General features: G+C 44.9%; 17 protein-coding genes. 10 read left to right on the top strand and 7 right to left on the bottom strand.

The features are described 5' to 3' along the window. Positions 1–68: 68 nt before the first annotated feature. Positions 69–1,010, bottom strand: coding sequence for a transaldolase (locus I6E86_RS05270; RefSeq protein WP_197175855.1), 942 nt, complete (start codon positions 1,008–1,010; stop codon positions 69–71). Between the two features lie 423 nt (positions 1,011–1,433). Between I6E86_RS05270 and pheA the strand changes: the two genes are divergently transcribed. From pheA to I6E86_RS05300, 6 genes are all read left to right on the top strand, one after another. Next, a complete protein-coding gene (gene pheA, locus I6E86_RS05275; RefSeq protein ID WP_194363198.1) occupies positions 1,434–2,615 on the top strand; it encodes a prephenate dehydratase in 1,182 nt (393 codons plus the stop codon). A 104-nt stretch (positions 2,616–2,719) separates the two neighbouring features. Beyond that, positions 2,720–3,862, top strand: coding sequence for a histidinol-phosphate transaminase (gene hisC / locus I6E86_RS05280; RefSeq protein WP_197175857.1), 1,143 nt, complete (start codon positions 2,720–2,722; stop codon positions 3,860–3,862). A gap of 277 nt (positions 3,863–4,139) precedes the next feature. Further along, a complete protein-coding gene (locus tag I6E86_RS05285) occupies positions 4,140–6,473 on the top strand; it encodes a bifunctional prephenate dehydrogenase/3-phosphoshikimate 1-carboxyvinyltransferase (protein WP_197175859.1) in 2,334 nt (777 codons plus the stop codon). A gap of 266 nt (positions 6,474–6,739) precedes the next feature. Next, positions 6,740–7,702 carry an EamA family transporter RarD gene (gene rarD / locus I6E86_RS05290; protein WP_197175861.1) on the top strand — a complete coding sequence of 321 codons (963 nt, stop codon included), beginning with the start codon at positions 6,740–6,742 and terminating at the stop codon, positions 7,700–7,702. Between the two features lie 63 nt (positions 7,703–7,765). Further along, positions 7,766–8,203 (top strand): dihydroneopterin aldolase, encoded by a 438-nt coding sequence (gene folB / locus I6E86_RS05295; RefSeq protein ID WP_197175863.1) that lies wholly within the window; start codon positions 7,766–7,768, stop codon positions 8,201–8,203. After that, positions 8,193–8,726, top strand: a complete 534-nt coding sequence (locus I6E86_RS05300) for a 2-amino-4-hydroxy-6-hydroxymethyldihydropteridine diphosphokinase (protein ID WP_227680539.1) — start codon at positions 8,193–8,195, stop codon at positions 8,724–8,726. Before folB ends, I6E86_RS05300 begins: the two co-directional genes overlap by 11 nt. A gap of 157 nt (positions 8,727–8,883) precedes the next feature. On the opposite strand, the gene cysE is transcribed toward I6E86_RS05300, so the two are convergent. The 5 genes from cysE to ggt form a co-directional block, all read right to left on the bottom strand. Then, on the bottom strand, positions 8,884–9,792 hold the full coding sequence (cysE, locus tag I6E86_RS05305) for a serine O-acetyltransferase (protein ID WP_197175865.1): 909 nt from the start codon (positions 9,790–9,792) through the stop codon (positions 8,884–8,886). 132 nt (positions 9,793–9,924) lie between these two features. Then, complete coding sequence (locus I6E86_RS05310) at positions 9,925–10,803, bottom strand: RNA methyltransferase (protein WP_197175867.1); 879 nt, start codon at positions 10,801–10,803, stop codon at positions 9,925–9,927. Continuing rightward, positions 10,803–11,177: an Hpt domain-containing protein gene (locus I6E86_RS05315; RefSeq protein WP_197175868.1), complete on the bottom strand. Its 375-nt coding sequence runs from the start codon at positions 11,175–11,177 to the stop codon at positions 10,803–10,805. Before I6E86_RS05315 ends, I6E86_RS05310 begins: the two co-directional genes overlap by 1 nt. Before the next feature lie 339 nt (positions 11,178–11,516). Then, entirely contained in the window at positions 11,517–15,221 is a 3,705-nt protein-coding gene (gene dnaE / locus I6E86_RS05320; RefSeq protein ID WP_197175869.1) for a DNA polymerase III subunit alpha, read from the bottom strand. Between the two features lie 294 nt (positions 15,222–15,515). Next, the gene (gene ggt / locus I6E86_RS05325) at positions 15,516–17,465 is read right to left on the bottom strand and encodes a gamma-glutamyltransferase (RefSeq protein WP_197175870.1); all 1,950 of its coding nucleotides are present in this window, start codon (positions 17,463–17,465) and stop codon (positions 15,516–15,518) included. A 493-nt stretch (positions 17,466–17,958) separates the two neighbouring features. Here ggt and I6E86_RS05330 point away from each other — a divergent pair, with 493 nt between their 5' ends. Further along, positions 17,959–20,001, top strand: a complete 2,043-nt coding sequence (locus I6E86_RS05330) for a hypothetical protein (protein ID WP_197175871.1) — start codon at positions 17,959–17,961, stop codon at positions 19,999–20,001. Positions 20,002–20,055: 54 nt separating this feature from the next. Then, on the top strand, positions 20,056–21,651 hold the full coding sequence (locus I6E86_RS05335) for a hypothetical protein (protein WP_197175872.1): 1,596 nt from the start codon (positions 20,056–20,058) through the stop codon (positions 21,649–21,651). Between the two features lie 149 nt (positions 21,652–21,800). Here the strand turns inward: I6E86_RS05335 and I6E86_RS05340 are convergent, their stop codons facing one another. Continuing rightward, entirely contained in the window at positions 21,801–22,334 is a 534-nt protein-coding gene (locus I6E86_RS05340) for a Spy/CpxP family protein refolding chaperone (protein WP_197175873.1), read from the bottom strand. Positions 22,335–22,545: 211 nt separating this feature from the next. Between I6E86_RS05340 and I6E86_RS05345 the strand changes: the two genes are divergently transcribed. Then, on the top strand, positions 22,546–23,232 hold the full coding sequence (locus tag I6E86_RS05345) for a response regulator transcription factor (protein WP_197175874.1): 687 nt from the start codon (positions 22,546–22,548) through the stop codon (positions 23,230–23,232). Positions 23,233–23,246: 14 nt separating this feature from the next. Next, a complete protein-coding gene (locus I6E86_RS05350) occupies positions 23,247–24,881 on the top strand; it encodes a sensor histidine kinase (protein ID WP_197175875.1) in 1,635 nt (544 codons plus the stop codon). The last annotated feature ends 378 nt before the right edge of the window (positions 24,882–25,259 follow it).

Raw genomic sequence — 25,259 nt, forward strand, 5'->3', positions numbered from 1 at the left:
GATAGCCAACTTGCCATTAACAGGCAAATATCTTTTGTGAGAGGTCAGTGAGAATCCTGTTGCCCTTGTTACTCGCGCATGGTCGATAGCATCTTAGCAAGCTCGTCACGTGCGCCAATAAAACCATCAATACCTTTAGGTAGTAAGTCTTGTGTGACCTTATCTTGCTGATAGGCGGCGCTGAATTCTTCATGCGTCAAACTTACTTGAGTCATCGCTTTCATATCCAGCGACATACTAGGGGATAACTGACGGGTAACCTCTGTATCCATCGCCGCTAGCTCGTCAATGAGATTGGGAGCTATGGTCAACAGGTCGCACCCTGCTAGTGCCAAGATTTGCTCAACTGAGCGAAAACTTGCGCCCATGACTTGTGTCTGGTAGCCGTGCTGCTTGTAGTATTGATAAATAAGTTTGACGGATTGGACGCCCATGTCGTCAGATGCAGGGACGTTCTGACGGCTTTGTTGGCGTTTTTGCCAATCCAAGATACGGCCAACGAATGGCGATATCAAGGTCACACCAGCGTCTGCACAAGCGATGGCTTGGTGTTGACCGAATAGGAGCGTCAAGTTGCAGTGAACACCTTGGGTTTCAAGATAACGCGCCGCCTCGATGCCTTGCCAAGTCGCTGCCATTTTTATCAGGACGCGTTCTGAGTCAATACCTGCTTTTTGGTAGGCCTCCATAAATGCCAAGGCTTTGTCTATCGTGGCCTGAGTATCATAAGAGAGACGAGCATCTACTTCAGTAGATACGCGGCCTTCGATCAGCGCTAAAATATCGCAGCCAACTTTTATCGTCAGTGTATCAATAACGGCATCGATGTCACCGTTATGACGGCTCATCGTTTCTGATAGGACAGCTTGATTGTCAGAATGGATAAGTGCTTTGGTAATGAGGCTAGGGTTGGTGGTCGCATCGATAGGTTTTAGGCGTGCAATGTCGGTCAAATCGCCGGTATCAGCGACAATGGTGGTCATGGTTTTTAATTGTTGTAATACGCTCATCAGATAGCCTTCTATAGTAATCACATCGATATTAATGACAGGATGCTTTTTTATTTATAATTTGAGTAGGGGTGGAAAGGGAACTGTAACACAGTTTTGAGCGTGTGTTTTTGCATAGTTGAGGCATGCATCGCTGTTATGAGCGCTAACTGTGATAACATTTATAGCCGTTGTGCTGTTTATACGTATTTACGAATGGGCACTGACCCAAGTTTTTGTTATAGTAGAGCCCGCGACCTATTGGTCTGTTATATTGACTCACCAATGTCGTCGCTAATGGCGATGTCAGATAGCGCATGGTCTTTAATCAGAGTACAGTATCTGATCAGAACACAGTATCCAATCGCAATAATAAAACATGCAATCGTAGTAACAAATATAGTCATACTTAACAGTGATAAAATCTAAAAAGGATGGGCGGTAATGAGCGAGCAGTCACCAGATCAAACCATGGATAATCTAAATCAAATCACCGGAAACGCTAGCGATACCGCAAATGAAAAAGATTTTTTAGACAATATTCGTCAAAATATTGATGCAGTAGACTGCGAAATCCAAACGTTGATCAATAACCGTGCCAAATTGGCTCAGCAAGTGGCTACGGTAAAGAAAAACCATATTGCCAATAACCCGGCGGCTGATAATAGCAACCCGATTTTTTATCGTCCTGAGCGCGAAGCACAAGTATTAAAGGCGGTCATGGCGCGTAATACGGGCCCAATCGCTGATGAAAAGATGGCGCGTCTGTTCCGCGAAATCATGTCGGTATGCTTAGACTTAGAAGCGCCGCAGCGCATTGCCTTTTTGGGCCCTGTTGGTACCTTTACGCATGCCGCTGCGCTAAAGCACTTTGGCAAGGCCGCTGATACTGTGCCGATGACGACCATTACGGATGTGTTCCGTGAAGTCGAAGCGGGCACAGCCATGTATGGTGTGGTACCGGTTGAGAACTCTTCAGAAGGTGTGGTCAATCACACATTAGACGGTTTCTTATCTTCTACCCTAAAAATCATTGGCGAAGTTGAGCTGCCTATTCATCAGAACTTTTTGGTCGCAGAACACACCAAACTAGATGGCCTAAGCCGTATTTATTCGCATCAGCAGTCATTGGCTCAGTGTCGTCACTGGCTCGATGTGAACTACCCTAATGTAGAGCGTGTGGCAGTATCGAGCAACGGTGAAGCGGCGCGTCGTCTCAAAAATGAATGGCACTCAGCAGCGATCGCCGGTGATGTTGCTGTAGCAGAGTATGGCTTACACAAGCTTTATTCAAATATCGAAGACAATCCAAGCAATACCACGCGCTTTTTGATCATCGGTCACGAAGCGGTCGCACCATCAGGTCAAGACAAAACCTCTATCGTGGTTTCAGCACACGACAAAGCCGGCGCGTTGATCGAAATTTTGAAGCCATTGTCCTATCATGGCGTGTCGATGACCAGTATCGAGACCCGTCCTGAACGTCCTAATAAATGGGCATATGTATTCTTTATTGACATGGATGGTCATGTTAATGATCCAAATGTCAGTGCAGCCATCAATGATATTCGTCCATTGGTCAAAGACTTACGCGTACTCGGCTCATATCCAAAGGCTGTGCTATAAAGTATACGGCTTCACTCATTGGTATTCATACATAATAGATGGGTCTAAGTATTAAAAGACAGCATGTAAAGACCACATTTAAAGACCGTATCTAAGGATAAACCATGCAGACGACTCAATTAACCGAATCAAGCTTATTGCCACTCGTGCCAGCTTATGACAGTATTTTGGCGTTGGCGCCTTATCAAACGGGCAAGCCAATTGAAGAGTTGACACGCGAATACGGTATCTCAGATGTGGTGAAGCTTGCCAGCAATGAAAACCCAATGGGCTGCTCACCGCAAGTGACACTAGCCGTCACTGAGCAACTGGGTCAGCTATCGCGTTATCCTGATGGCAATGGTTACTATCTCAAGCAAGCATTGGCAGATTTTAATGATGTCAATGTCGAGCAGATTACCTTAGGTAATGGCTCTGATGATTTGCTTGATATTTTGGCGCGCAGTTTTGTGGGTATCGATGACGCTATTGTTTACAGCCAATATGCTTTTGTCGTGTACTCGATGTTCGCAAAAATGCAAGGTGCGATGGATATAGAGGTGCCTGCGCACCGCTTTGGTCACGACTTAAAAGCGATGAGTCAGGCGGTACAAGATAACTCTAATACCAAAGTCGTCTTTATTGCCAATCCCAACAATCCGACTGGTACGCAGCTTGGACATAAAGAACTGCATCAGTTTGTTGCCAGTGTGCCAAGCTCAGTCTTGGTGGTATTGGATGAAGCTTATATCGAATATAGTCCTGAGAGTAATAATCGCGCGCTACTGGATGAGTTTGACAATGTCGTTATCGTGCGTACTTTTTCTAAAGCGTATGGGCTAGCAGGTTTGCGTGTCGGCTATGCCCTAAGCTCAGTGGCAGTGGCCGACTTACTAAACCGTATTCGTCAGCCATTTAATGTCAGTCGTATCGGTCTGGCGGCTGCGGCTGCGGCACTGGCCGATCAGGACTTTATTGAAAAAACCCGTTTGATGAATGATGAGCAAATGCGCTGGCTAGAAAAGCAGTTCGATGCATTGGGATTGGGGTTTGTGAAGTCGCATGCCAATTTTATTATGGTCGAGGTACAAGTTGAGATGGAAGACATATCAGCGGCTTCAATCCATCAAGCACTGCTCGAGCAAGGCGTTATCGTTCGTCCATTAACGGCTTATGGATTGCCGAATTGGCTGCGCATCACAGTAGGACTGGCCGAAGAAAATCTGCGTTTGATTGATACCTTGCGCTCTATTTTGACTGAAGATTAAATGCATCAATAGGTGCGCTTAATCAAATCAGTGACGTTAGGGCATGTCATTAATTAGCACATGAATACATTTAGTGGCCTTAAAATGGCTAAATTTTGCTAAACATCGTCAGTAATTTTGTCAATATGTTCATATTAACGGCAATTTCTTCCTTGTTTATCTACAATTTTTCTCATTTTAAGACTCACAATCTAATTGATGACACGCCCTAGCCATTAAAATTTATAATACTAAGACTGGCTTTATCTATGTCTGAGTGTGTTCAACGAGAAATGCCGTGAGTAGTCAGAAAAATAATAAACTTCAATCGTCTCTAAATACTACGCCACCTATATTTAAACAAGTTTGTGTGATTGGACTTGGGCTGATTGGTGCCAGCTTTGCGCAAGCGATTAAAGATAACGGCTTGAGCGCGCGTCTGGTAGCGGTCGATAGGCATGCACCAAGTATTACAGAAGCGATTGAGCATGGTCTGCTAGACGCTGGTAGTGCAACCCTGCAAGACGTCATCGACGGTAGTGATTTAATCATCATTGCAGTGCCAGTACAGGCTGTCAAAGCCGTGTTTGTTGATATTAAGCAGGCAATGGATGATGGTCGGCTTGCCAGTGATTGTATTATGACGGATGTCTGTAGTACCAAAGTCAATATCATTGATGCCGCTAAAGCGGTGTTCGGCTCGCTGCCGACAGGACTGGTACCCGCGCATCCAATTGCTGGGGCTGAAAATTCAGGGTATCATGCGCGCCGCGCCAGTTTATTTGTCAATCATAGTGTCATTATCTGTGAGCTACCGACGACTAGTAGTGCAGCTATCGCTAAACTGCGACTATTATGGGAGTCAGTGGGCGCAAATGTCATGTCAATGGACGCTGAGCATCATGATCGCATACTGGCGCACACCAGTCATTTGCCACATTTGCTTGCTTTTAATTTGGTTGAGCAATTGGCGAGCCATGATGATAATTTAGATATGTTTCGTTATGCTGCTGGCGGATTCCGTGACTTTAGCCGTATCGCTGCCAGTGACCCTAAAATGTGGCATGATATATTTTTTGCCAATCAAAGCGCGATTGTGAGCGCCCTTGATGAGTATGGTGTCTATCTACAGACCATGCGCCAGCTTATCATTGATAAAGATTCAACCGCCCTGATGGGACTTTTGGGCCGCGCGCAAGCCGCACGGCGACATTTCGGCCATATGTTAGCCAGCACCCCTTATACGGATACTTCTGCCATGTCAGCTTCTTATAATATTACCCCTAGCAATACTGTTTCTGGCACCATTGCCATTCCTGGTGACAAATCTATCTCGCATCGCAGCATTATGCTGGGCAGTCTTGCCACAGGCGTGACAAACGTTACTGGGTTTTTGGAAGGGGAGGATGCGCTAGCAACGCTACAAGCATTCCGTGATATGGGCGTGACTATCGAAGGCCCTGATAATGGTAACTTGATCATTCATGGTGTCGGTATGAATGGTTTAAAACCTAGCAAAACACCACTGTACATGGGTAACTCTGGCACCAGTATGCGTCTGCTGTCTGGTATCTTGGCCGCGCAGTCATTTGATAGCGTATTAACCGGTGATACCAGCCTGAATAAGCGCCCGATGGAGCGAGTGGCTGCGCCATTACGGTCTATGGGTGCTGTAATTCAGAGCACAGGTCATAGTGGTACGGCACCGCTGAGCATCACTGGTCGTGATAATGTTGGTAAGCCACTCCAAGGCGCTGAGTATGACATGCCAGTTGCGTCAGCACAGGTGAAGTCTTGCTTGCTATTGGCAGGACTGTGGGCCGAGGGTACGACAACTGTCGTTCAGCCCGAGATCAGCCGTGATCATACCGAGCGTATGCTATCAGCCTTTGGTTATCCTGTGACCGTAGACGGCAATCGTATCAGCGTCACCGGCGGCGGTACGCTCACCGGCGGTGATATCGCGGTGCCGGCTGATATTTCTTCATCAGCTTTCTTTATGGTGGCTGCAGCCATTAGCCAAGATAGCGAGTTGACCCTAACGCAAGTAGGCATTAATCCTACGCGTACAGGCATCATCGATATCTTAAAATTAATGCAAGCGGATATTAGCCTGAGCAATGAGACACATGTCGGCGGCGAGCCTGTTGCTGATATCACTATTCGCAGCTCAAACTTGGTCGGTATTGAAATACCAGAGCACCTCGTGCCGCTAGCGATTGATGAATTCCCTGTATTATTTATCGCGGCCAGCTGTGCACAAGGTCGCACGGTATTGACGGGTGCTAAAGAGCTACGTGTCAAAGAATCTGACCGTATTGCTGTGATGGCAGAAGGGCTACATACGCTTGGTATTGATTGTACCGTTACTGATGATGGTCTGATTATTGAAGGTAAAGGCGCTGCTACTGAAAATGGCGACATAAATAATAGCCAGCCAGTTTTTGGTGGCGGTCATATCGTCTCGCACCATGACCACCGTATTGCGATGAGCTTTTCTGTGGCCAGTCTACGTGCATCCAAGCAAATCACCATTGAAGGGGTTGAGACGGTTAACACCAGTTTCCCAGGATTTGCAGAGCTTGCCAATCACATTGGTATGTCTATACAAGTGGATACGGGCGCTGAATAAGTCGTTGCGTATAGAATACTGGACTAATGCTTCTCTACGACTTACCGAGTAAAATAGCCTAAGCCAAAAACTGATCCTGATAAATAAAAGTCCTTAATCCTTCAGTTTAAAATCGTTAGCAATGTACTCATGTCACTATTGGCATGAGTACATTGCTTTTTACCTTTTAATCTTACCGTAGTAACCCTGTGCTCTCACCATCAAAATGATAATAATATTCAGAATTGGGTGAGGGCACGCTTTGCTCTAACAAGTTGTCCTATATTATGACTACCCAAAACGTCGTCAAAAAACCTGTGACCCCCATAAAAACTACCAGACGCGGTATCATCACTGCGCTCATTGCCTTTTTTATATGGGGCGGATTTCCATTATATTTCAAGCAGTTATCTGAATATGATGCCACTGAAATTATTGGCCATCGCATTATTTGGACATTTTTATGTTTGCTGGTGCTGCTGGTCGTGACCAAGCGCTGGCAGTGGATTGACACCTTAAAGCAAAATCCAAGATGGATTGTATACACCTTTTTGTCTGGTTTAATTATTGCGACCAATTGGTTGACCTATGTCTGGGCGGTTAACCAAGACCGTATTCTCGAGGCCAGTTTGGGTTACTTTATTGGCCCGCTGGTGGGTGTGGCGCTCTCGATGATACTGTTCAAAGAGCGCTTACGTACCCTGCAATGGGTGGCGATTGGCTTTGCTTTACTGTCGGTGGCCATTCAGGTGATTATGATTGGTAACTTGCCATGGATCTCATTGATACTGGCGTTCAGTTTTAGCACTTATGGTACGATTCAGCGTCAAACACCGTTGACTGCGATTGATGCGATGTTTGTTGAAACGACCATGTTAGTACCGATTTGTCTATGGTGGTTTTGGCAGTCTGATGTGGCAAGCCACCAATTAAGTTTTTGGTTTAGCCCAAACATTTGGCTGTTGATGATAGCGGGGCCAATCACGTTGATACCACTACTGTTATTCAATAAATCGACCAAACTAGTGGCTTATAGTATCTTGAGCTTTATGAACTATTTAACACCGACCTTTATTTTCTTCTTGGCTGTGTTTTATTATAATGAAGCATTTGATGTAAAACGCTTGGCGGTATTTGGCCTGATTTGGTTTGGCCTGCTGCTGTTCAGTATTGATTTGTGGCGACATCGACCAAGCAAAATGCTGAAGGCGGCACGCCTGCGCGAAGAGACATTGCAGCAAGCCAAGTAGTCGTGTCACTTAAACACTGAATTTAACACTCTAATTAAAAATTTAGCAAGCAAGGATGAGAGCATGTTTTATACCGAATCTGATGTGGTGTTTGTCAAAGGCCTAAAAGTAGAAGCAGTGATTGGTGTTTTTGACTGGGAGCGTGCTATCACTCAGCCATTACTCATTGATATTGCGCTTGAGACGGACATTAGCCGTGCTGCTGTGTCAGATGATGTCAGCGATGCACTGAGCTATAAAGAAGTCTGTGATGATGTGAGTGAGTGGTGTATAGAAATCAAAGCAAAACTGCTTGAGCATTTGGCTGGTCAAATCTCTGATAAGCTATTTGCAAAGTATGACTGTCAGAAAATCACACTAAGCATTGCCAAGCCCACAGCCATTACAGCCGCCGATGCGGTTGGGGTGCAAATCACGCGCTATGCGCCAGTGTCAACCAACGAGCTAGTTGATAAAGAAGCTGCTAAAGAAGTTAATGACAGCCAATCTGATGATGCATAAAACGTCAATGGATTTGAATTTAGCAAAGCTAACACAATGTGCACCTGAGACTGTGCAAGCACAGTCTGTGGCAGAGGTTATGCTAGCACTGGGTAGTAACTATCAAGCCGAAAAGTATCTACCGCTTGCCCGAGAGATGTTGGCAACGCTCGGTGAGATACAATTGTCTACAGCATTTCAAAACCCTGATTTTACTGCGACTACCCAATTACTAAAGCCTGACTATACCAATCAATGTGTCCATTTAGCACTGACCACACCGATAAGCTTGCAGCAACTGCAACATACCTTCAAAATGCTCGAAGGCAATTGTAATCGGTGTCGACAGGCTGAGGCCAATCAGGTGCGACTGGTGACAATGGATATTGATATTCTATTGATCAAACTGGCTGAAAAAGAAAATAGCCTAAGCAAAGAATCGATATCTGAATCAACGTCGAATTGGATTGTGATGGCGGATCGTTATCCGTTTAAAGCGCATGAAAATGCAGGGATAGATGAACTAGTAGATGTCAGTTATTAATCATTAACGTTTATTATTAACCATAAAAGCCCTGCTAGGTAAAATAGCAGGGCTTTTATGGTTATGATGTTACCTGACGTTTCATTTGATGAACTTTATAGATTTTGAACTTTTTGCTCATCTATTAGTAAGTGATTTATATGCAGGTGCATGAATGTTATTTCTGCTCGGTATCTACTGCATCTATATCAGCACGTCCAATCACATCCAAATCTTCTAGACATAGCTTGTCATATTTTTTCTTGCAAAAGCTTGGGTCAATATCACACATCGCTGATTGCAGTTGATCTAGGCGATTCTCTGATTGCTGGATATGCTCGAGCATTTTAGCAAACGCTTCTGCAACAGGGTCTTGTGAATAAGGGTCGATACCATAAGCACGGAAAGTATTGGTACGTTTGGCAGTAGGGGTCATATCTTTAGTTTGCTCGTCGCTCTCACCAGCTTGGGCAACTTTTTCTTGTTGCTTAGCATCCTGTACTTTGGTAGTCAGTGGATTGCCTTTTTCATCATGATGATCTGAGATCATACGAGCAGCACTACCGATCATCGTAGCGCCTGCTGGTACTGGTTTGACTACGACTGCATTTGAGCCGATTTTGGCATTTTTGCCAACCGTAAATGGCCCCAAGACTTTCGCACCAGCACCAACAGTCACACCATCTTCTAATGTTGGATGTCGTTTGCCATTGTTCCAAGACACGCCGCCAAGAGTAACGCCGTGATATAGGGTCACATCATTGCCAATTTCAGCGGTTTCTCCAATCACGACGCCCACACCATGATCGATAAAAAAGCGTCTGCCGATCTTGGCAGCAGGGTGAATCTCGATGCCTGTGATAATACGTGAGCCGTATGAGATAACACGAGCCGCCAGTTTCTGTTCATTGTTCCACAGACAGTGCGCACCGCGATGCAAAATGAGCGCATGAATACCGGGATAGGTCAGAATGACTTCCAAGCTATTGCGTGCTGCAGGGTCACGGGTAAATACCGCATCGACATCTTCTTTTAGGTCTTTTTTGATATTGACCAATGATTTAAAAAACTTGGATGGCAATGACATAAGGCGTCCTGTCTATTCGTCAGTAAAGTATGTTGCTAAAGCGACAATACCGCTAAGTTATTATCGTTTTATAATAATCGTATCTACACAAAGCTATTTTAAGTATGGCAACTTTATAGGCTTAAACGTGTCTTAGTCCTTTGAGAGTTTGGCAATCAAAGCACTGAGTAGCTGATATTCTTTTTGATCAAGCTGCAAACGTGATCCAAGTCTAGACAATCGTGATGGCAACGATTTTAGGTGCTCACTATTTGCAAGACCACGGTTCACCATCAGGTCAGTGGTACGCTGAGTAAGCTGTTGTAGCTGCTGCTGGGTAATAGCAGGCTCATCCCATTGCTGACGTAGATGTACATCAAGCGTTGGCTGAACAGGAGCGCTCAAATCAGTATCTAAATTATCTGCTGTCTGAGTATGCGTTTGGGCGTAAGCAAAGATAAAGCTGGCGATTACCTGCACGGCTGATGCGACATTTAACACAGGGTAAGCAGGGTTGGCATCGATTTGAATATGATAATCTGCATAAGCCAATTCTTCATTGGTCAATCCACGATCTTCACGTCCAAATAAAATAGCGATATTTGGTTTGCTAGAAATAGCTATATCTCGACTACTATCATTTGCACCTAAAGCTGACTGTGTGTCGATAAAGTCAAACATGATCTTAGCGGCTTGCGTAGGTGTCACCACAGGGCGAGGTAAGTGACGGCTACGACTGCTAGCGGCAAACACCAACTGACAGTCTGAGATAGCAGATTCTAGAGTCGGTGCTATCAGTGCAGATGACAACAGATCATTACCACCCGCTGCATGAGACACACTGGTCTCATCAATTGGTAATTTAGGATCGACCACAGTCAAACGAGACAAACCCATGGTATGCATCGCGCGTGCCGCTGAGCCGATATTGGCAGGCAAAGTTGTATTGACCATGACTACTTGCAGGCAATCAAAGTAGTCGCTCACCGTGCGGGCAGATGGTGCTACTGCTAATGAAGAATCGTTACTCATTATTGTCCCAGTCTTAGATTGATTTCTTGTTCAGCACGTTGTAATGCGACGGCGATTTCTTCAACCAGATCTGCTTGTTCGCTGATGCGGCGCCCACGGCAGTGCTCTTGCAGCTGACTGCTAAGACGAACTAGCTGAGTGGTGCCCAAATTGGCGCTTGCCCCTTTTAGTGCATGGGCTGTCTCAAACCCATTGGCATTATCATCCGCTTGCTGAGCGACTCGGAGTGTTGCTATTCGCTGTTGACTGTCTTTGAAATACACTTGTATCAGATCGACAAAGTCTTCTTCTAGCAAATCACGCATGTCTTCGAATTGTTCGTGATTGACAATCTCTTCACTGGTCTGAGTATTATTATTTGGCATATCATCCATGGTTTTTATCCAATTGTTAAAAGTTAAAGCAGTAGGGTCTGTTGAGCATTCAAATATTAGGGCTGCTGATTACTAAAATTGCACCAGACTAGGCGAAAACTGATGATAATGTTGAGACCTTAGCTAGGTTTTCAACAACGTTTGGGGTGATTTTAGCATCAGCCTTTCAGGGCAGTACTATTTTTTGCCAATACATGGCGAAATTGTTTAACCTAGAATGACTAGGTGTCAAAAATTTCACTGCATATTGCCTAAAAAATAGTGACTACCAGCACCACATTTGAATATTCAACAGACCCTGATATTACTATAATGAATTTTTTAAAAGTAATGTACGTCTTAGCTGTAATGGAAATGTAAGTTATCTTCACTTACTAGCATTTTTAGCTGTTGTAAATTATCATCGTTTGGATAAACGCGCCAGTGCTCAGACAGTCCCACATTTGCGATGCCGTACATTTCATAGACGCTAAGGCCAAGCGGTAAACAGTTATCATTGATAGAAGTATCAGTATTGCTCAAGGCATTGTTGGCATAATCTTGATTATTAGCGCTGCCATTATCTAATGCCAGTAAATCATTGCCGTTTTCATCATATAAACTACCACCCATCGCAGGGTCGTAAGCGCCATTACCACTGTTGCTACCATTACCTTGCTCGTCTTGATCTTGGTTATAAGCCAGACGCGGCTCAGGAATGATATCTGCCTGTGCTGACTTAAGCAATGGTTGTAGACGTGTGAGCAAATTAACATCACTACCGTGAACCTTGATACTGATTTTTTTGAGCCAACGCAAGCGTGCATCGACCATGCTCATGGCACTATCTAGACGTGCAAATAGGCGTCCATCACGCTCACGGATGCTGCCTTTGATGATGACGACTTCATCTATTTTCAACTGCTCTTTGACTCGATTGAAACGCTCAGCATAGCAGCTAACCTCTAGCCTCGATGTGCCATCATCTAACGTAATCACGTTGCGATTGCCAAAGTTAGCGATGTCTATAATGAGTCCTGAGAAGTAGCAGCTGCCGTTATAGCCCGTATCTGTTAATTTATCGAGGCGTGCACCAGAGGTATAGCGTTTGAGCTCATCTAAATACTCATTGATAGGATGTCCAGTTAAGTACAGTCCTAGGGTATTCTTTTCAGCTTTTAGACGATGTTTGTCACCCCAGATCAGCTCTGGTGTCATCACAAGTGGCGGCGCCGCCACAACACCATCCATTTCACCAAACAAATCCATCATACCTATTTCACGGTTTTGACGGTCTTGCTCAGCGGCTTGTACGGCGCTTGGCAATTGACTCATTAGCGCACCGCGAATCTCATATGCTTCGTCGCTTGGCAAGTCAGGGCGCAGAGTCGCGGCAAAGTCATCAAAACAACCGGCACTGACCAAGGCTTCAAGGGTACGCTTATTGACCTTTTTGATATCAACACGGCGACAAAAGTCATATAAGTCTTTAAACGGCCCTTCGCGGCGACGTGCATCCACGATAGATTCTACCGCACCTTCACCCACGCCTTTAATTGCACCCAAACCATAAATAATATTGGTCGGGGTATCGGCGACGAAATGCCATTCACTGCGATTTACAGACGGATTCACCACGGTCAATTCAAAGTTCTCGCGGCAGTCATTGATAAAGAATACAACGTTGTCCGTGTTGTTCATATCTGAGGTCAATACTGCTGCCATAAACTCGGCAGGGTAGTACTGTTTTAGATAGGCGGTTTGATAGGCCAGTACGCCGTATGCCGCAGAATGCGAGCGGTTAAAACCGTAACCGGCGAACTTTTCCATCAAATCAAAAACGCCGCCTGAAGTGACTTCATCGATACCTTGTGAGGTCGCACCAGTGACAAAGATATCGCGCTGTTTGGCCATCTCTTCAGGTTTTTTCTTACCCATCGCACGGCGTAGCATGTCAGCCCCGCCTAAGCTATAGCCTGCCATCACCTGTGAAATTTGCATCACCTGTTCTTGATAGACAATAACGCCGTTGGTGTTTTCTAAAATTGGTTCAAGATTGGGATGATCGTAGATGACTTCCTCGCGACCATGCTTACGGTCGATATACATCTCTACCATGCCTGCATCGAGCGGACCTGGGCGATACAGCGCACACATAGCGATGACGTCTTCGATGTTGGTCGGCTGTAACTTAGCCAGATATTTTTTCATGCCCATACTTTCTAGCTGAAAGACGGCCGTGGTCTTAGCATCTTGCAGTAGCTTATAGGCTTTACTGTCATCGAGCGGCAAATCTTCTAAGACCAATGCTGGTACGTTTTCTTTCGCACGGCGCAAATTGATGTTTTCAACCGCTGCGTTAATGACGGTTAAGTTACGTAGACCCAAAAAGTCAAACTTTACCAGTCCAACAGCCTCGACGTCGTCTTTATCAAACTGGCTGACACGGTGACCTTCGTCATCACAGTAGATGGCGCTAAAGTCAGTGATTTTATGCGGGGCAATCAGCACACCGCCCGCATGTTTACCGACATTTCGGCAGACGCCTTCAAGCTTAATGGCCATCTCCCAAACTTCAATGGCATCTTCATAATCCATATTGTCAGGATTGGAGATTAAGTCTTTTAGCTGCGGCTCTTGCTCAAGCGCTTGACTCAGTGTGATACCGGGTGTTTTGGGAATCAGTTTGGATATTTTATTGGCTAAAAAGTACGATTTACTTTGTACGCGCGCGACATCGCGCACGACCGCTTTTGCGGCCATCGTACCAAAGGTAATAATCTGCGAGACCGCATCACGACCATAAGTTTGCGCCACATAATCAATGACGCGATCACGACCCTCGATACAAAAGTCAATATCGAAATCGGGCATTGATACACGTTCAGGGTTCAAGAAGCGCTCGAACAGTAGATCGTAATGAATTGGATCAAGGTCGGTAATGTTTAGCGCGTAGGCAACTAGCGAGCCAGCACCAGAACCACGACCTGGGCCAACGGGCACGCCATTGTCTTTTGCCCAGCGGATAAAGTCCATAACGATGAGGAAGTAACCAGGGAAACCCATGGACAGGATGATGCCCAGCTCATATTCTAGACGTTCATCGTATCTTTGACGAAAATCACCCCAGTGGTCAGTACGTGCTTCCACTGGGAATAGTTTGTCTAGGCGCTGTTCAAGACCACGCTGCGACTCTGCACGAAAGAACGATTCGGTCGTCTCACCCTCAGGGACAGGAAAGTCGGGCAATACATTAATACCCAGCGTCAAGGTCACATTACAGCGCGTGGCTAAGCGTAAGGTATTATCGATGACCTGTGGAATATCAGCAAACAGTTGCTCCATTTGCGCCTGTGTCTTTAGATATTGCTCATCTGAGTAGGTTTGTGGGCGGCTTGAGTCTGCAAGCACGTAGGAGCCTGCTATACACACACGGGCTTCATGAGCATCAAAATCATCTTGTGCTAAGAAACGGACGTCATTATGGGCAATGATAGGTATGCTGTATTTGGCTCCTGACTGAATAGCGGCTCTCATAAAGGCATCTTCGCCTGAGCGATTGGTGCGTTTGATGGCAAAATATAGACGATCATCAAAGTGTGCTTGCCACTCAGTGAGTAGCTCATCGGCTTTTTCTGGCATCGAGCCGACCAATGCTTGACCCACATCTGACTTTTCCGTCAACAGTATAATGACACCTGCTGCATGCTCTAGGATATGACTGCGCTTAATGACAGGTGTACCATGATTGACCGGATCAGCACGACCTTCGGTAAACCCAAGCGATACGATACGGGTAATGTTTTGATAGCCTTCGTTATTCATCGCAAGTAAGGTGAGGCGCGTGTCTTCATTATCTACGATGACTTCGCTACCGATGATGGGCTTGATACCAGCACCCAAGCAGGCACGATAAAACTTCACCGTGGCATATAAATTGGACAAATCGGTCAATGCCAACGCGCGCTGATTGTCAGCCGCAGCAGCTTTTACCAGCGGCTTAATACGCACGATAGAATCGGTGATGGAATATTCGCTGTGGATGCCAAGGTGTACAAATGCCATAGAAGACTCTTACTGGTACGATCAAAAAAACAAGCTACCGATAATATAAATGATGTTTATCAAGCATTTATATTAAAATATAGAGGCAAACAATACCTCGATAGCCATCTTGATACGTTTTAAATGGGGTCGTCAATAATAGCATTATTTGCCGCAGACAGCCACTGATTCAAAGGGTTTAATCTGAGTGAGTTAAGTCAGTAAGCAGTTTATATTAGGTGAAAAACAGTATCAAAAAACCCTCAACACAATGAAGTGTAGAGGGCTAAATTATTGATAATTAAAACAGTTTATTTAGTAACCAACCACTGCCGCATCGACAATACGAGGATCAGACGAGCCATAAACACCATTTGGTGTCAGCATGATAGATTGTGTAGAGCCCATTGCTGATTTTGGACTGACGGTATGACCCATTGATTCGAGCTTTTTGACCGTATCAATATTAAGTGCTTTTTCGACTCTGATTTCATCAGGTAGCCATTGATCATGAATACGAGGGGCATGTGTTGCTTCAGCGATATTCATATCATGGTCGATGACGTTGGAGATAATTTGGGTGACAGTCGTGATGATCCGGCTACCACCTGGGCTGCCTGTGACGATATAGGGCTTATTGTCTTTGAACACAAGCGTCGGACTCATAGACGACAGCGGGCGTTTATTGGCCTCCACCGCATTGGCCTCACCGCCTAATAATCCATAACCATTTGGTACACCAGGTTTGGCAGAAAAGTCATCCATTTCATTGTTGAGCAGAATGCCTGTGCCTTCTGCAACCAGCCCAGTACCATAAGAGAAGTTCAACGTATAAGTATTGGCTATCGCATTGCCTTCTTTATCAACGATAGAAAAATGCGTGGTCTGATCACTCTCGTACGGCAGAGGATTGTTTGCTTTAATAGTAGCCGCTGGCGTGGCTTTATTTGGATCAATCAGCGCACGCAGTTTGTCCGCATAGGCTTGTGAGGTGAGACCGCTAGCAGGTACATCGATAAAGTCAGAATCGCCCAAATATTCTGCACGATCTGCATACGCTAACTGCATCGCTTCCGCCATTAAATGGATGGTCTGTGCGCTGTTTTGTCCGTAGTCTTTGAGCGGATAGCCTTCTAAGATGTTTAGAATCTGGATGATGTGAATACCACCAGAGGAGGGCGGCGGCATAGAGACAATCTCATAGCCACGGTAGTCGCCTTTGACAGGTTCGCGAGCAATCGCTTCATAGTCGCTCAAATCCTGCATGCTCATGCTACCGCCTGCTTCATTAACCGCTTTGACCAGTTTTTGAGCGGTCTCACCCTTATAAAACCCATCAGCCCCTTGTATCGCAATCAGCTTTAGCGAACGGGCAAGCTCTGGCTGTTTTAGACGCTCACCCGGTTGATAGGCGCTGCCATCAGATTTAAAAAATACTTTTTTGGTGCTCGGCCATTTCTGCAAACGATCGCTCAATGCGGTGAGTGATTCGGATAAGCCCGCCGTGACTTCTATGCCGTTCTCAGCCAGTGCTATCGCGGGTGCCATGACTTGTCCGCGGTTCATCGTACCGTGATCTTCTAGCGCTTTTAATAGTCCTGCTACTGTCCCTGGCACACCCACTGCCAAGCCATGATAGCGAGATAAATCGCTGACAGCATTGCCTTCTTTGTCAAGGTACATATCGCGTGAGGCGCTACTCGGTGCTTTTTCACGGTAATCAAGCGCCACCGTTTTGCCTTGCTTGGCATCATAAATCATCATAAAACCGCCACCGCCGATGTTACCAGCCCGCGGTAAGGTCACTGCTAGCGCAAAACCAACCGCGACCCCAGCGTCTACCGCATTACCACCATCCTTTAAAATCTGTAAACCAATGTCAGAGGCAAGCGCTTCTTGGGTCGCTACCATGCCGTTTTTTGCCCAGACTGGGTGATGAATGGCATCTTCAGAGTAAATAGCTTGGTCGCTATTGGCTTTGCTAGATGCGGTATTGAGGGTACTGGTTTTTGCCCGTGTGATGCGCTTGGTTTCAGACAGTACCGTTGGATTATCAGCCATGATAGCCAAATTTATCGTACTGGGATTGATTGAAGTGGTATTAATCGTATTGTTATTTGTTGAGGATGTTGGTTCTAATGCCTGTGCAGAGACAGACAGTAGTAATGCACTTGTAATGAGTAAGATACTGGATTTCAGCTTATTGTTCGTTTTTGATGTGTGCTGCTGATCGCTATGATTGTGATGAGAAAATGGCTGAGACATCGCAAAGTCCTTTTTACGCGAGTGGAAATAGTAGGCTATCCGTTAAGTAAGTCTAGGGCGTGTCATCAATTAGCACATGAATGCATTTAGTGGCCTTAAAATGGCTAAATTTTGCTAAACATCGTCAGTAATTTTGTCAATATGTTCATATTAACAGCAATTTCTTCCTCGTTTATCTACCATTTTTCTCATTTTAAGCCTCACAATCTAATTAATGACACGCCCTAGATAGTAACGAAAATATAGAATAGTAGAAAGTTGTTTATTATCTTTTATTGTCCAGTTTGTTATAAGGCTTTGTCATACGGGCTATATTTTTAAAATGAGGCCATGCCTAAGTATCATCATACCTTCATGCAGGCTAGGTTATTTATCAATGAAGTTTTTCTTTAAAAATTTGCGCTAGTATTACTAAAGTGTAAGCTCTTGTGATATAAATAACGGTACTAATGTACACTCGTTATCGACTGTCTATTTATACCAAGGGACTACTATGCCATCAGACCATATGAATAACCGTAATCGACAACGCTACTCTGAGGTGGCGCATCATCATTCGTCTATCCATCACAATAATAATGGTCCTGTCTATCAAACGTGCAAATTGACTTCTATCGCCTTGCTAGTGGGCAGTGCATCGCTTGTACTCGCAGGGTGTCAATCAAGCCCAGCTGTCTCGTCTAATGCGAGTGTATCTAGTACGCTCATTGACTTTAGTGTCGCAGAGTCTGGGCAGAGTCAACATCAGGGCCGTGCTTTTACGGTCAGCCAAAACGCCCAAGCCGAGCGTTACGTGCAACTGTTTGATCAAGATAAATATCCCAGTACTGAAAACCAAGCCAAGTCGCATTTGTTGACAGCGATTCGTCAGCATTTAGCCACAGAGCATGTGGCCGTTACTCAAGCGAATTATCAAGCAGTGCCGTTCATCGACGCAGATAGTATCGATGCAGGAGCGAGTAGCTTACTCAGAACGATTATAGAAACCTATGCCTATCAGCCTGAAAGTGCTTACATTGACGACTACAATGAAAGTGGGTCTAACGACAACGATGAGAGAAATAATAGTAACTATGACAACAGTGATTATGATGAGAGTAACGCAGACGATGTAGAAAGAAGAGCAATCGCTGCGATATTGGCGGAAGCCGGTGAAAATGAGCCGGCAAGGGATAGAGATTATAGTAGTGGCGCTAACGATGACACTATTTTAGATGAAGACGGTTACGATGTTGATGGCTATGATGAATATGGCTATGACCGTGACGGCTATGATCACGACGGTTACAATGAGTACGGCAATGAAAGAGAAGGCCGTGGTGGCCTGCTCTCAGGCATGAATCCTAAGACAATGGCCGCAAAATACGAAGCCATGCAACTGGCAAAACAGCGCGCTGAGACAGAGCTGAGCACTACGGACAACCTGTCAGCTTCCTCTACTGGCTTGATTGGTAACCTCCTGAGTATGTTCCATCGTACCCCCGAACAGATAGAGGCAACCAATGCCTATCAATATCAGAACTTGACATTCAATAGCGTCAGTCAATATCGCCCAAAGCAGCGTCAGCTACAAAGCGTCTATAGCTACGACTATGTCACCCCAACGATTAGCTCATCGATACAGATACCGTTGGCATTTGATTTTAACAACAGCAATGTCACCGTCGACCCATCGGCCATCATGCCAATCGTCGCGCTCGCTAATCCTGAACACACGCCATTGCCTACGCAGATGGCCTCACATACCGTGAGATTTGGGCTGCCTGAAAGCATAACGGCGCAGTTGCCACCATCAGTGCTGTACGATGCGGTACTCAATGCCATACGAAGCAGCATGGCTGAGCTCGCGCCTGAACATTTCAGCGCTGTAGATATTCGTGGTGATGCGTTTGCCAAAGAAGTTGGTGCGACACGCGCGGTAAAAGTTTATTTTGGCAGTCAGCAAAGCGGTGAGATGATCGGCAAGACGCTTAAATATGTGACGCAGTCACTGCAAGAGTATGTCGATGCCAATCCAAAACAATATCCTGATGGTGCTGTGCTAAAAGCCGCGCTTGCCAAGATACAGCTATACAATAGAGGTTATCAAAGCGCAGATGTGGGGTCGCTGTTACAACTTATCGAAGCGATCGGGCCTATCTCGTTTAATCAGATTAATTACTACTATTTAGACAGCTCAGATCGACTGCTGGCCAAGCAGCAGCGTGTCAATATCGGTGGTGACTTAATGGGGTCTACCACGACCATGCTCAATCAAGTGCGTTATGACAAAGCCAGTTTTAATCGCCATGCTTTGACGCCCCTACTGACAGAGTCGTTTGGTGCTAATGCTGTGTCTCCTATCGATGGCAATGCGTGGATTGCAGAACAGCGCCAGCAAAAAGACAGACTACAAGCGGCACGTTATGTGCGTTACGACTATGAGGATGGCAGCTCAATAGGTGATGATAGCAGTGACGAATATGACCGTAATCATAGCGCAGAGGCAGTCGATGAGAGCGATGTTGACGAGGCCACCGATGCGGCTGAGCAATAGTTTTCAGTCACATCCTCTTGTCACATCTACGCTTATGTCTATTAAGGATAAAAAATGAAAACAGTACATCGAAATATTGGCTTACGTCTGCCATCTGGGATTAAAAGCAACCAACTACTAACTAGTGTATTGCTATCAGGGGCATTGTTGTTAACAGGTTGCCAGTCTACTAATCTAGGCCAATCTAACATGGTGGCCGCTAAGCAATCACCTAGCACTGCAAAAAAGACTTTAGCAGCCGCGTTACAAAAACAGCGCCGCCAATCGTTCAGCTATCATAGTAACCTTGAAATTAGTAATGAAATTAGCAACAACCAGCAGATTACGGGCAAGTCTTCCAAGCCACTGGTCGCATCAGACTATGTAAACGAGCACTGCGAAGAGACGCATGATCAAGCATATGCGGCGTTGATCCTGCAAGCAGAAAAGCAGAACAAAGATATTCTAGCCGCTGATTACGATGTCAAACGTGACACCATCAGACAGTCATACTTTGAGTGCGTAGATGCCTATCATGCATGGGATGATCATCAATATGATAGCGATGTGAAAGTAGCAGCAGATTATCAGGCGTTATTTGACAATTATGAAGACAAACCTAAACCGATAGATGCCAAAAAGGCACAATTGCTCGATGCGTATTTGTTAAAGCCATTGTCTATCAATGCTCAAGGTATCTACCAGCCGATGGCGGGTAAGGCCACTATGCTCGCCAGTGTACAGTACCAAGCGCGCAATCATCACAGCAGTATCAATCAGCCGATCTATGTAGATTTTAAAAACGGTGATGTCTATTTATGGGCAGATAACTTTGCGCTGCTTAATTCTGAGCTGCTAGACGATAAGCTTGGTACAACATGGCGAAATAAATGGTTAAAAATAGCCATTGATGATGGTACGCTGCCCAAGGGATTTGGTAGCGAGCTGATAAAAAGCCACTTCGCCGCGTTAGATGCGACTTACGACGCAGCCCCTGTTGGCCAGTTCGATTATGTGGCTCCTACTACGCTGGCATCATTGACACCCAAATTACCAGCGCATCAGCTATCAGCGATGTTACCAGCTGACCAGATAATTCGCCGAGTGCAAAGCTTTGATAGCTATCAAGCCTCTTATCAAAGCTATATGCAGATTTTCTACAGTCGTATTAGTAAGCAATATCCAGAGCTGGTAAAAGAAGCTGAGCCAATGGCAGCGTTCGAGACCATTCAAGGTTCACCAGATCTCACCAGTAAGGCAATGGTAAAAAAAGTACTGGCAATGATAAAAGAGCAAATGGTTGATGATGCAGCCATAGACACAAACGCCATTGCAAACAAAGATGTCCAAGAATTATATGGTTTCGATAAACGCGGTCAGCTGAAATGGCAGCAGATGCATCGCCAGCTGGATAACACCAGTAAACCTAATACAGATAAAAGCCTGACGGTGGATGTCTTGCAGCAGTATTCTGCTATCAATACCACAGCATTGGCGTTTCCGAACCTGCCGAGTAATGTTCAATCACCGAATGCCAGCAATAGTATCGATTTACGGCAATACGGCCCTGAATTGTTGCAATACTACCAAGATGGTAATGGAACGGCGATGGGTAAGATGATGTTCAATATGCTACCGATGGCAAAAGAGCGTTTCGGTGTGATTGAGTAATTGATTAGGTTGTTAATGAGTGAGTAGAAAGCATTATTGGCTTTCAAGCAGGATAATTTTGCATTAAAAAAAGCGCACCTATTAACGGCGCGCTTTTTTATTTTATACGTATACAGCTGGGTAAAATAACACTTTTCCGGAGTGGTTTATTACATACCTTGCTGTGCACGATCACCACGTTGCTCACGATGGTCTGGACCACGACGGCCTTCGTCGTCACCTTTTCTATCTTCTTTCATTTGTGCAAGTTTTGCGCGTTGCTCAGCAGTTAATACTTGAGCAATGGCGTGTTGAGTTTGTACACGCTCAATAAAGCGCTGCTTGGTCTTAGCGGCTTGCTGATCGGCCAAACGGTTTACTGCAGCACTATTCAATGTGCTTGCATTGGTCAAGGCTTGCATCTGTTGATCCATTTGCGCACGCTCTGCTTGATGCTTTGTGCGATCCGCTTTGTTATTGCTATGCTTCGCTTCCATGATGGCTTTGATTTGTGTTTGCTGAGCTGCTGTGAGGTCTAGTTTAGATAGTGGGCCTCTCATCTCACCTTTTTTCATGCCAGCTTTATGCTGCTTTTGCATTTTTGTCGTAGGCGTTGTATCAGTGGTCGCGTTGACGCTGGTACATGCAGTGACAGTAAATACGCTAGACGCTGCTAATACTGAGGCTAATAATAATTTTTTCATAACGATATCCTTGATTGTATTGAGTGTAACTACATTGAATGTGATGGTAATGGGTTGATAGGAGCTATATTACGACAGTTAAAGGTTACGAACATTTATGAAGTATTAAGAAAGGTAACGTTTTTAGCGAATTGCTACGCGCTTGCCTGATAATATGGGTAACTAAACGAATTAAACCAATGAAAGCTATCGAAAATGAAAGGAGATAAGTGTGCCAAATATATTGATAGGCGATGATGACGAAGAGTTAACCCAGTTATTACAAGAGTATTTGCACAATCATGGCATTCAGTGTGATTGTGTCCATGATGGCGCCGCAGTCATACAACGACTCAAGGCAGTGGCACATGAAGATACGGTCTATGATCTGCTCGTGCTCGATATTATGATGCCGAAACTAGATGGATTGAGTGTGCTGCGCCAATTACCACATATCATTGATATCCCTGTCATTATGCTGACCGCAAAAGGGGAGGAAATTGATCGGATTATCGGTTTAGAGTTGGGTGCGGATGATTATATCACCAAGCCTTGTAACCCTCGGGAGCTGCTGGCGCGTATCAATGCAGTGATTAAACGGACTAATACGACGGCCTCTGAACACACGCCGCTACCAGAGAGTCGCTTGCATCTGGATCAGAACCAGCGCATTTGTGAGATAGATGGCGTGGCGCTACAAGTCACTGGTACAGAGTTTGATCTACTCGTGGCTCTGCTCAAACAAAAAGGGGAGGTGGTGAGTAAAGCATGGCTGTCAGAAAATGTCTTGCAACGCGAATTGCAGCCCTTCGACCGTAGTCTCGACGTACATGTATCTCGCTTACGCAAAAAACTTCAACCTTTTCACGATGAGCCAATAAAAGCGGTGCGTGGCAAAGGTTATCAACTGGTGCTGTAATGACGGATATATCGATGAAAGCTTCTGAACAGAATCTCAAAAAGGCACCTAAATTTAAGGTACGCATCACCTTGTTTTGGCGTCTATTTTTGAGCCTATTACTGACAATTTTGATCACTTCTGTACTGTCCATCGTAGTAGAGCGCTGGCTGGCTGAAAAAGAGCTGACCTCTCGTATGGACGTCCAAATCGAGAGTCTATTGATAAAGCGTGAAGAGATGGTCGCTGCGCTACGGATTGGTGATGTAGAGTCTGTCAGGCAGATGTATCGTCAAGATCGACAGTTGATGAATCAAATCAGGGTTTATGATGAGCAGGGGGCTATTATATTTCCGCGTTACCGTGATAAAGACGGTCGGCAAGGGCAGCTTCAAAATGATCGGCAAACAATGGATCGTGCGATACAACCGTTGCAGCAAATACCGTCTAGACCGCCTAGAGTAGATAATAATGCTTATGGTGTAGAAGGTCGTAATGCTGAAGACAGATTGCGTGAACACGACAATGATATACCGAAAAATGAGCCGTCTTTTTGGCAAAAATTCCTAAAGCCAAGAACGGCAAGTAGCGCAGCAGTAGCTGATATTGATACTCGTCCTGAACTGGCCGATATGTCTGTTGAGTTACCTGATGGTCAGTCAATTATCATACAGTTGCGTCCGCATTTGCGTTTTTCAGACGTGGTAGAGATACAGCATGGTAATTTTCCAATACGTTTGCTATTAATCGTTATCTTTAGTGTATTGGTCTGCATATGGCTCAGTCGTACGCTAACCCAGCGAATTGGCCGTGTACAAAATACAGTACACCGTATGATTGATGGTAATTACCAAGCCAACCCAGAACTGTCTAAGATGGGCGATGATGAGTTGGGGCTACTTGCCAAAGACGTCGCCCATCTATCGACGAGACTGGTTGACAGTGAGCTGGCACGCAAGCAAATGCTCAGTGATATCTCACATGAGCTGCGTTCGCCGCTTGCTCGTCTGGATGTAGCGACTGAGCTGACTCGAGATTTTGCGCCCAATGCTAATCGCTATCTAGATCGCATCGATAAAGAGTCTACACGGATGAATGAGCTGATTGAGCAGATCATTCACATTCAATCCCTGCAAATGCAGCAATATACTTTTGATAATTTGGAGAGTGAGGCAGTCGACATATCTGACATTATCAGTAGTATCGGAGAGGATGTCTGCTTTGAATTTCAACATAAAGACGTGCATTGGCAATGGCAACCGCCTGAAGCCTCAGCGCTAGGTAATCCAGAGGGTTTTTGGACAGTACAAGGCAACGCAGAACAGCTGTATAGCGCACTTGAAAATGTCATTCGCAACGCTTTTATGCACACGGCAGCGGGTTCGACAGTGATTGCCCAAATCAAAGCAATACAAATGGAAAATAAGACCACTGCTGTTCAAATTGCCATAACAGACGAAGGTGGCGGTGTGGCAGACAAAGACTTAGAACGTATTTTTCAACCCTTTGTGCGGCTCGACTCTGCTCGACACCGTGATACTGGCGGTTATGGACTTGGACTGGCTATCGTCCATGCCGTAGTGATGGCACACAAAGGATATATCAATGCACATAATCGCCGTGATGACGTTCAAGGCTTGGTTGTAGAGATTGTATTACCTACTAAATAATAAGACTCATTACTGATAAATATTTTATATAAGTGGCATGCGTTTATGATGCAATGATGGTGCATATAAACGTATACCTGACCTATGTAAGATACTGATTTTTTTTAAAAATGGTCATAATTTAATACATATATTCATAAATATAAATAAATATATTCGTTTTTATGAATATATATGCATGAACGGTATTAAAATACAGATGAACGGTATTGTCTCTCTGTATATATTCGGTAATACTAATATATAAAGAGAGTGATACATAACTTACAAAACAAAACGTCCTATTTTTTAAACTTCGATACCAGAAATTTTTGAAAAGACTAAATTATTATAAGTTCATAATTTGTTTTATTTTACTATATCAACTCTCTTGCAAGA

The sequence above is a fragment of the Psychrobacter sp. SWN149 genome (assembly GCF_015864565.1).
Taxonomy (GTDB): domain Bacteria; phylum Pseudomonadota; class Gammaproteobacteria; order Pseudomonadales; family Moraxellaceae; genus Psychrobacter.

What these genes read in the sequence shown, in the direction of transcription:
- I6E86_RS05270 (WP_197175855.1), bottom strand. Translation starts at nt 1,010, where the DNA reads ATGAGCGTATTACAACAATTAAAAACCATGACCACCATTGTCGCTGAT.
- pheA (WP_194363198.1), top strand. Translation starts at nt 1,434, where the DNA reads ATGAGCGAGCAGTCACCAGATCAAACCATGGATAATCTAAATCAAATC.
- hisC (WP_197175857.1), top strand. Translation starts at nt 2,720, where the DNA reads ATGCAGACGACTCAATTAACCGAATCAAGCTTATTGCCACTCGTGCCA.
- rarD (WP_197175861.1), top strand. Translation starts at nt 6,740, where the DNA reads ATGACTACCCAAAACGTCGTCAAAAAACCTGTGACCCCCATAAAAACT.
- folB (WP_197175863.1), top strand. Translation starts at nt 7,766, where the DNA reads ATGTTTTATACCGAATCTGATGTGGTGTTTGTCAAAGGCCTAAAAGTA.
- I6E86_RS05300 (WP_227680539.1), top strand. Translation starts at nt 8,193, where the DNA reads ATGATGCATAAAACGTCAATGGATTTGAATTTAGCAAAGCTAACACAA.
- cysE (WP_197175865.1), bottom strand. Translation starts at nt 9,792, where the DNA reads ATGTCATTGCCATCCAAGTTTTTTAAATCATTGGTCAATATCAAAAAA.
- I6E86_RS05310 (WP_197175867.1), bottom strand. Translation starts at nt 10,803, where the DNA reads ATGAGTAACGATTCTTCATTAGCAGTAGCACCATCTGCCCGCACGGTG.
- I6E86_RS05315 (WP_197175868.1), bottom strand. Translation starts at nt 11,177, where the DNA reads ATGGATGATATGCCAAATAATAATACTCAGACCAGTGAAGAGATTGTC.
- dnaE (WP_197175869.1), bottom strand. Translation starts at nt 15,221, where the DNA reads ATGGCATTTGTACACCTTGGCATCCACAGCGAATATTCCATCACCGAT.
- ggt (WP_197175870.1), bottom strand. Translation starts at nt 17,465, where the DNA reads ATGTCTCAGCCATTTTCTCATCACAATCATAGCGATCAGCAGCACACA.
- I6E86_RS05330 (WP_197175871.1), top strand. Translation starts at nt 17,959, where the DNA reads ATGCCATCAGACCATATGAATAACCGTAATCGACAACGCTACTCTGAG.
- I6E86_RS05335 (WP_197175872.1), top strand. Translation starts at nt 20,056, where the DNA reads ATGAAAACAGTACATCGAAATATTGGCTTACGTCTGCCATCTGGGATT.
- I6E86_RS05340 (WP_197175873.1), bottom strand. Translation starts at nt 22,334, where the DNA reads ATGAAAAAATTATTATTAGCCTCAGTATTAGCAGCGTCTAGCGTATTT.
- I6E86_RS05350 (WP_197175875.1), top strand. Translation starts at nt 23,247, where the DNA reads ATGAAAGCTTCTGAACAGAATCTCAAAAAGGCACCTAAATTTAAGGTA.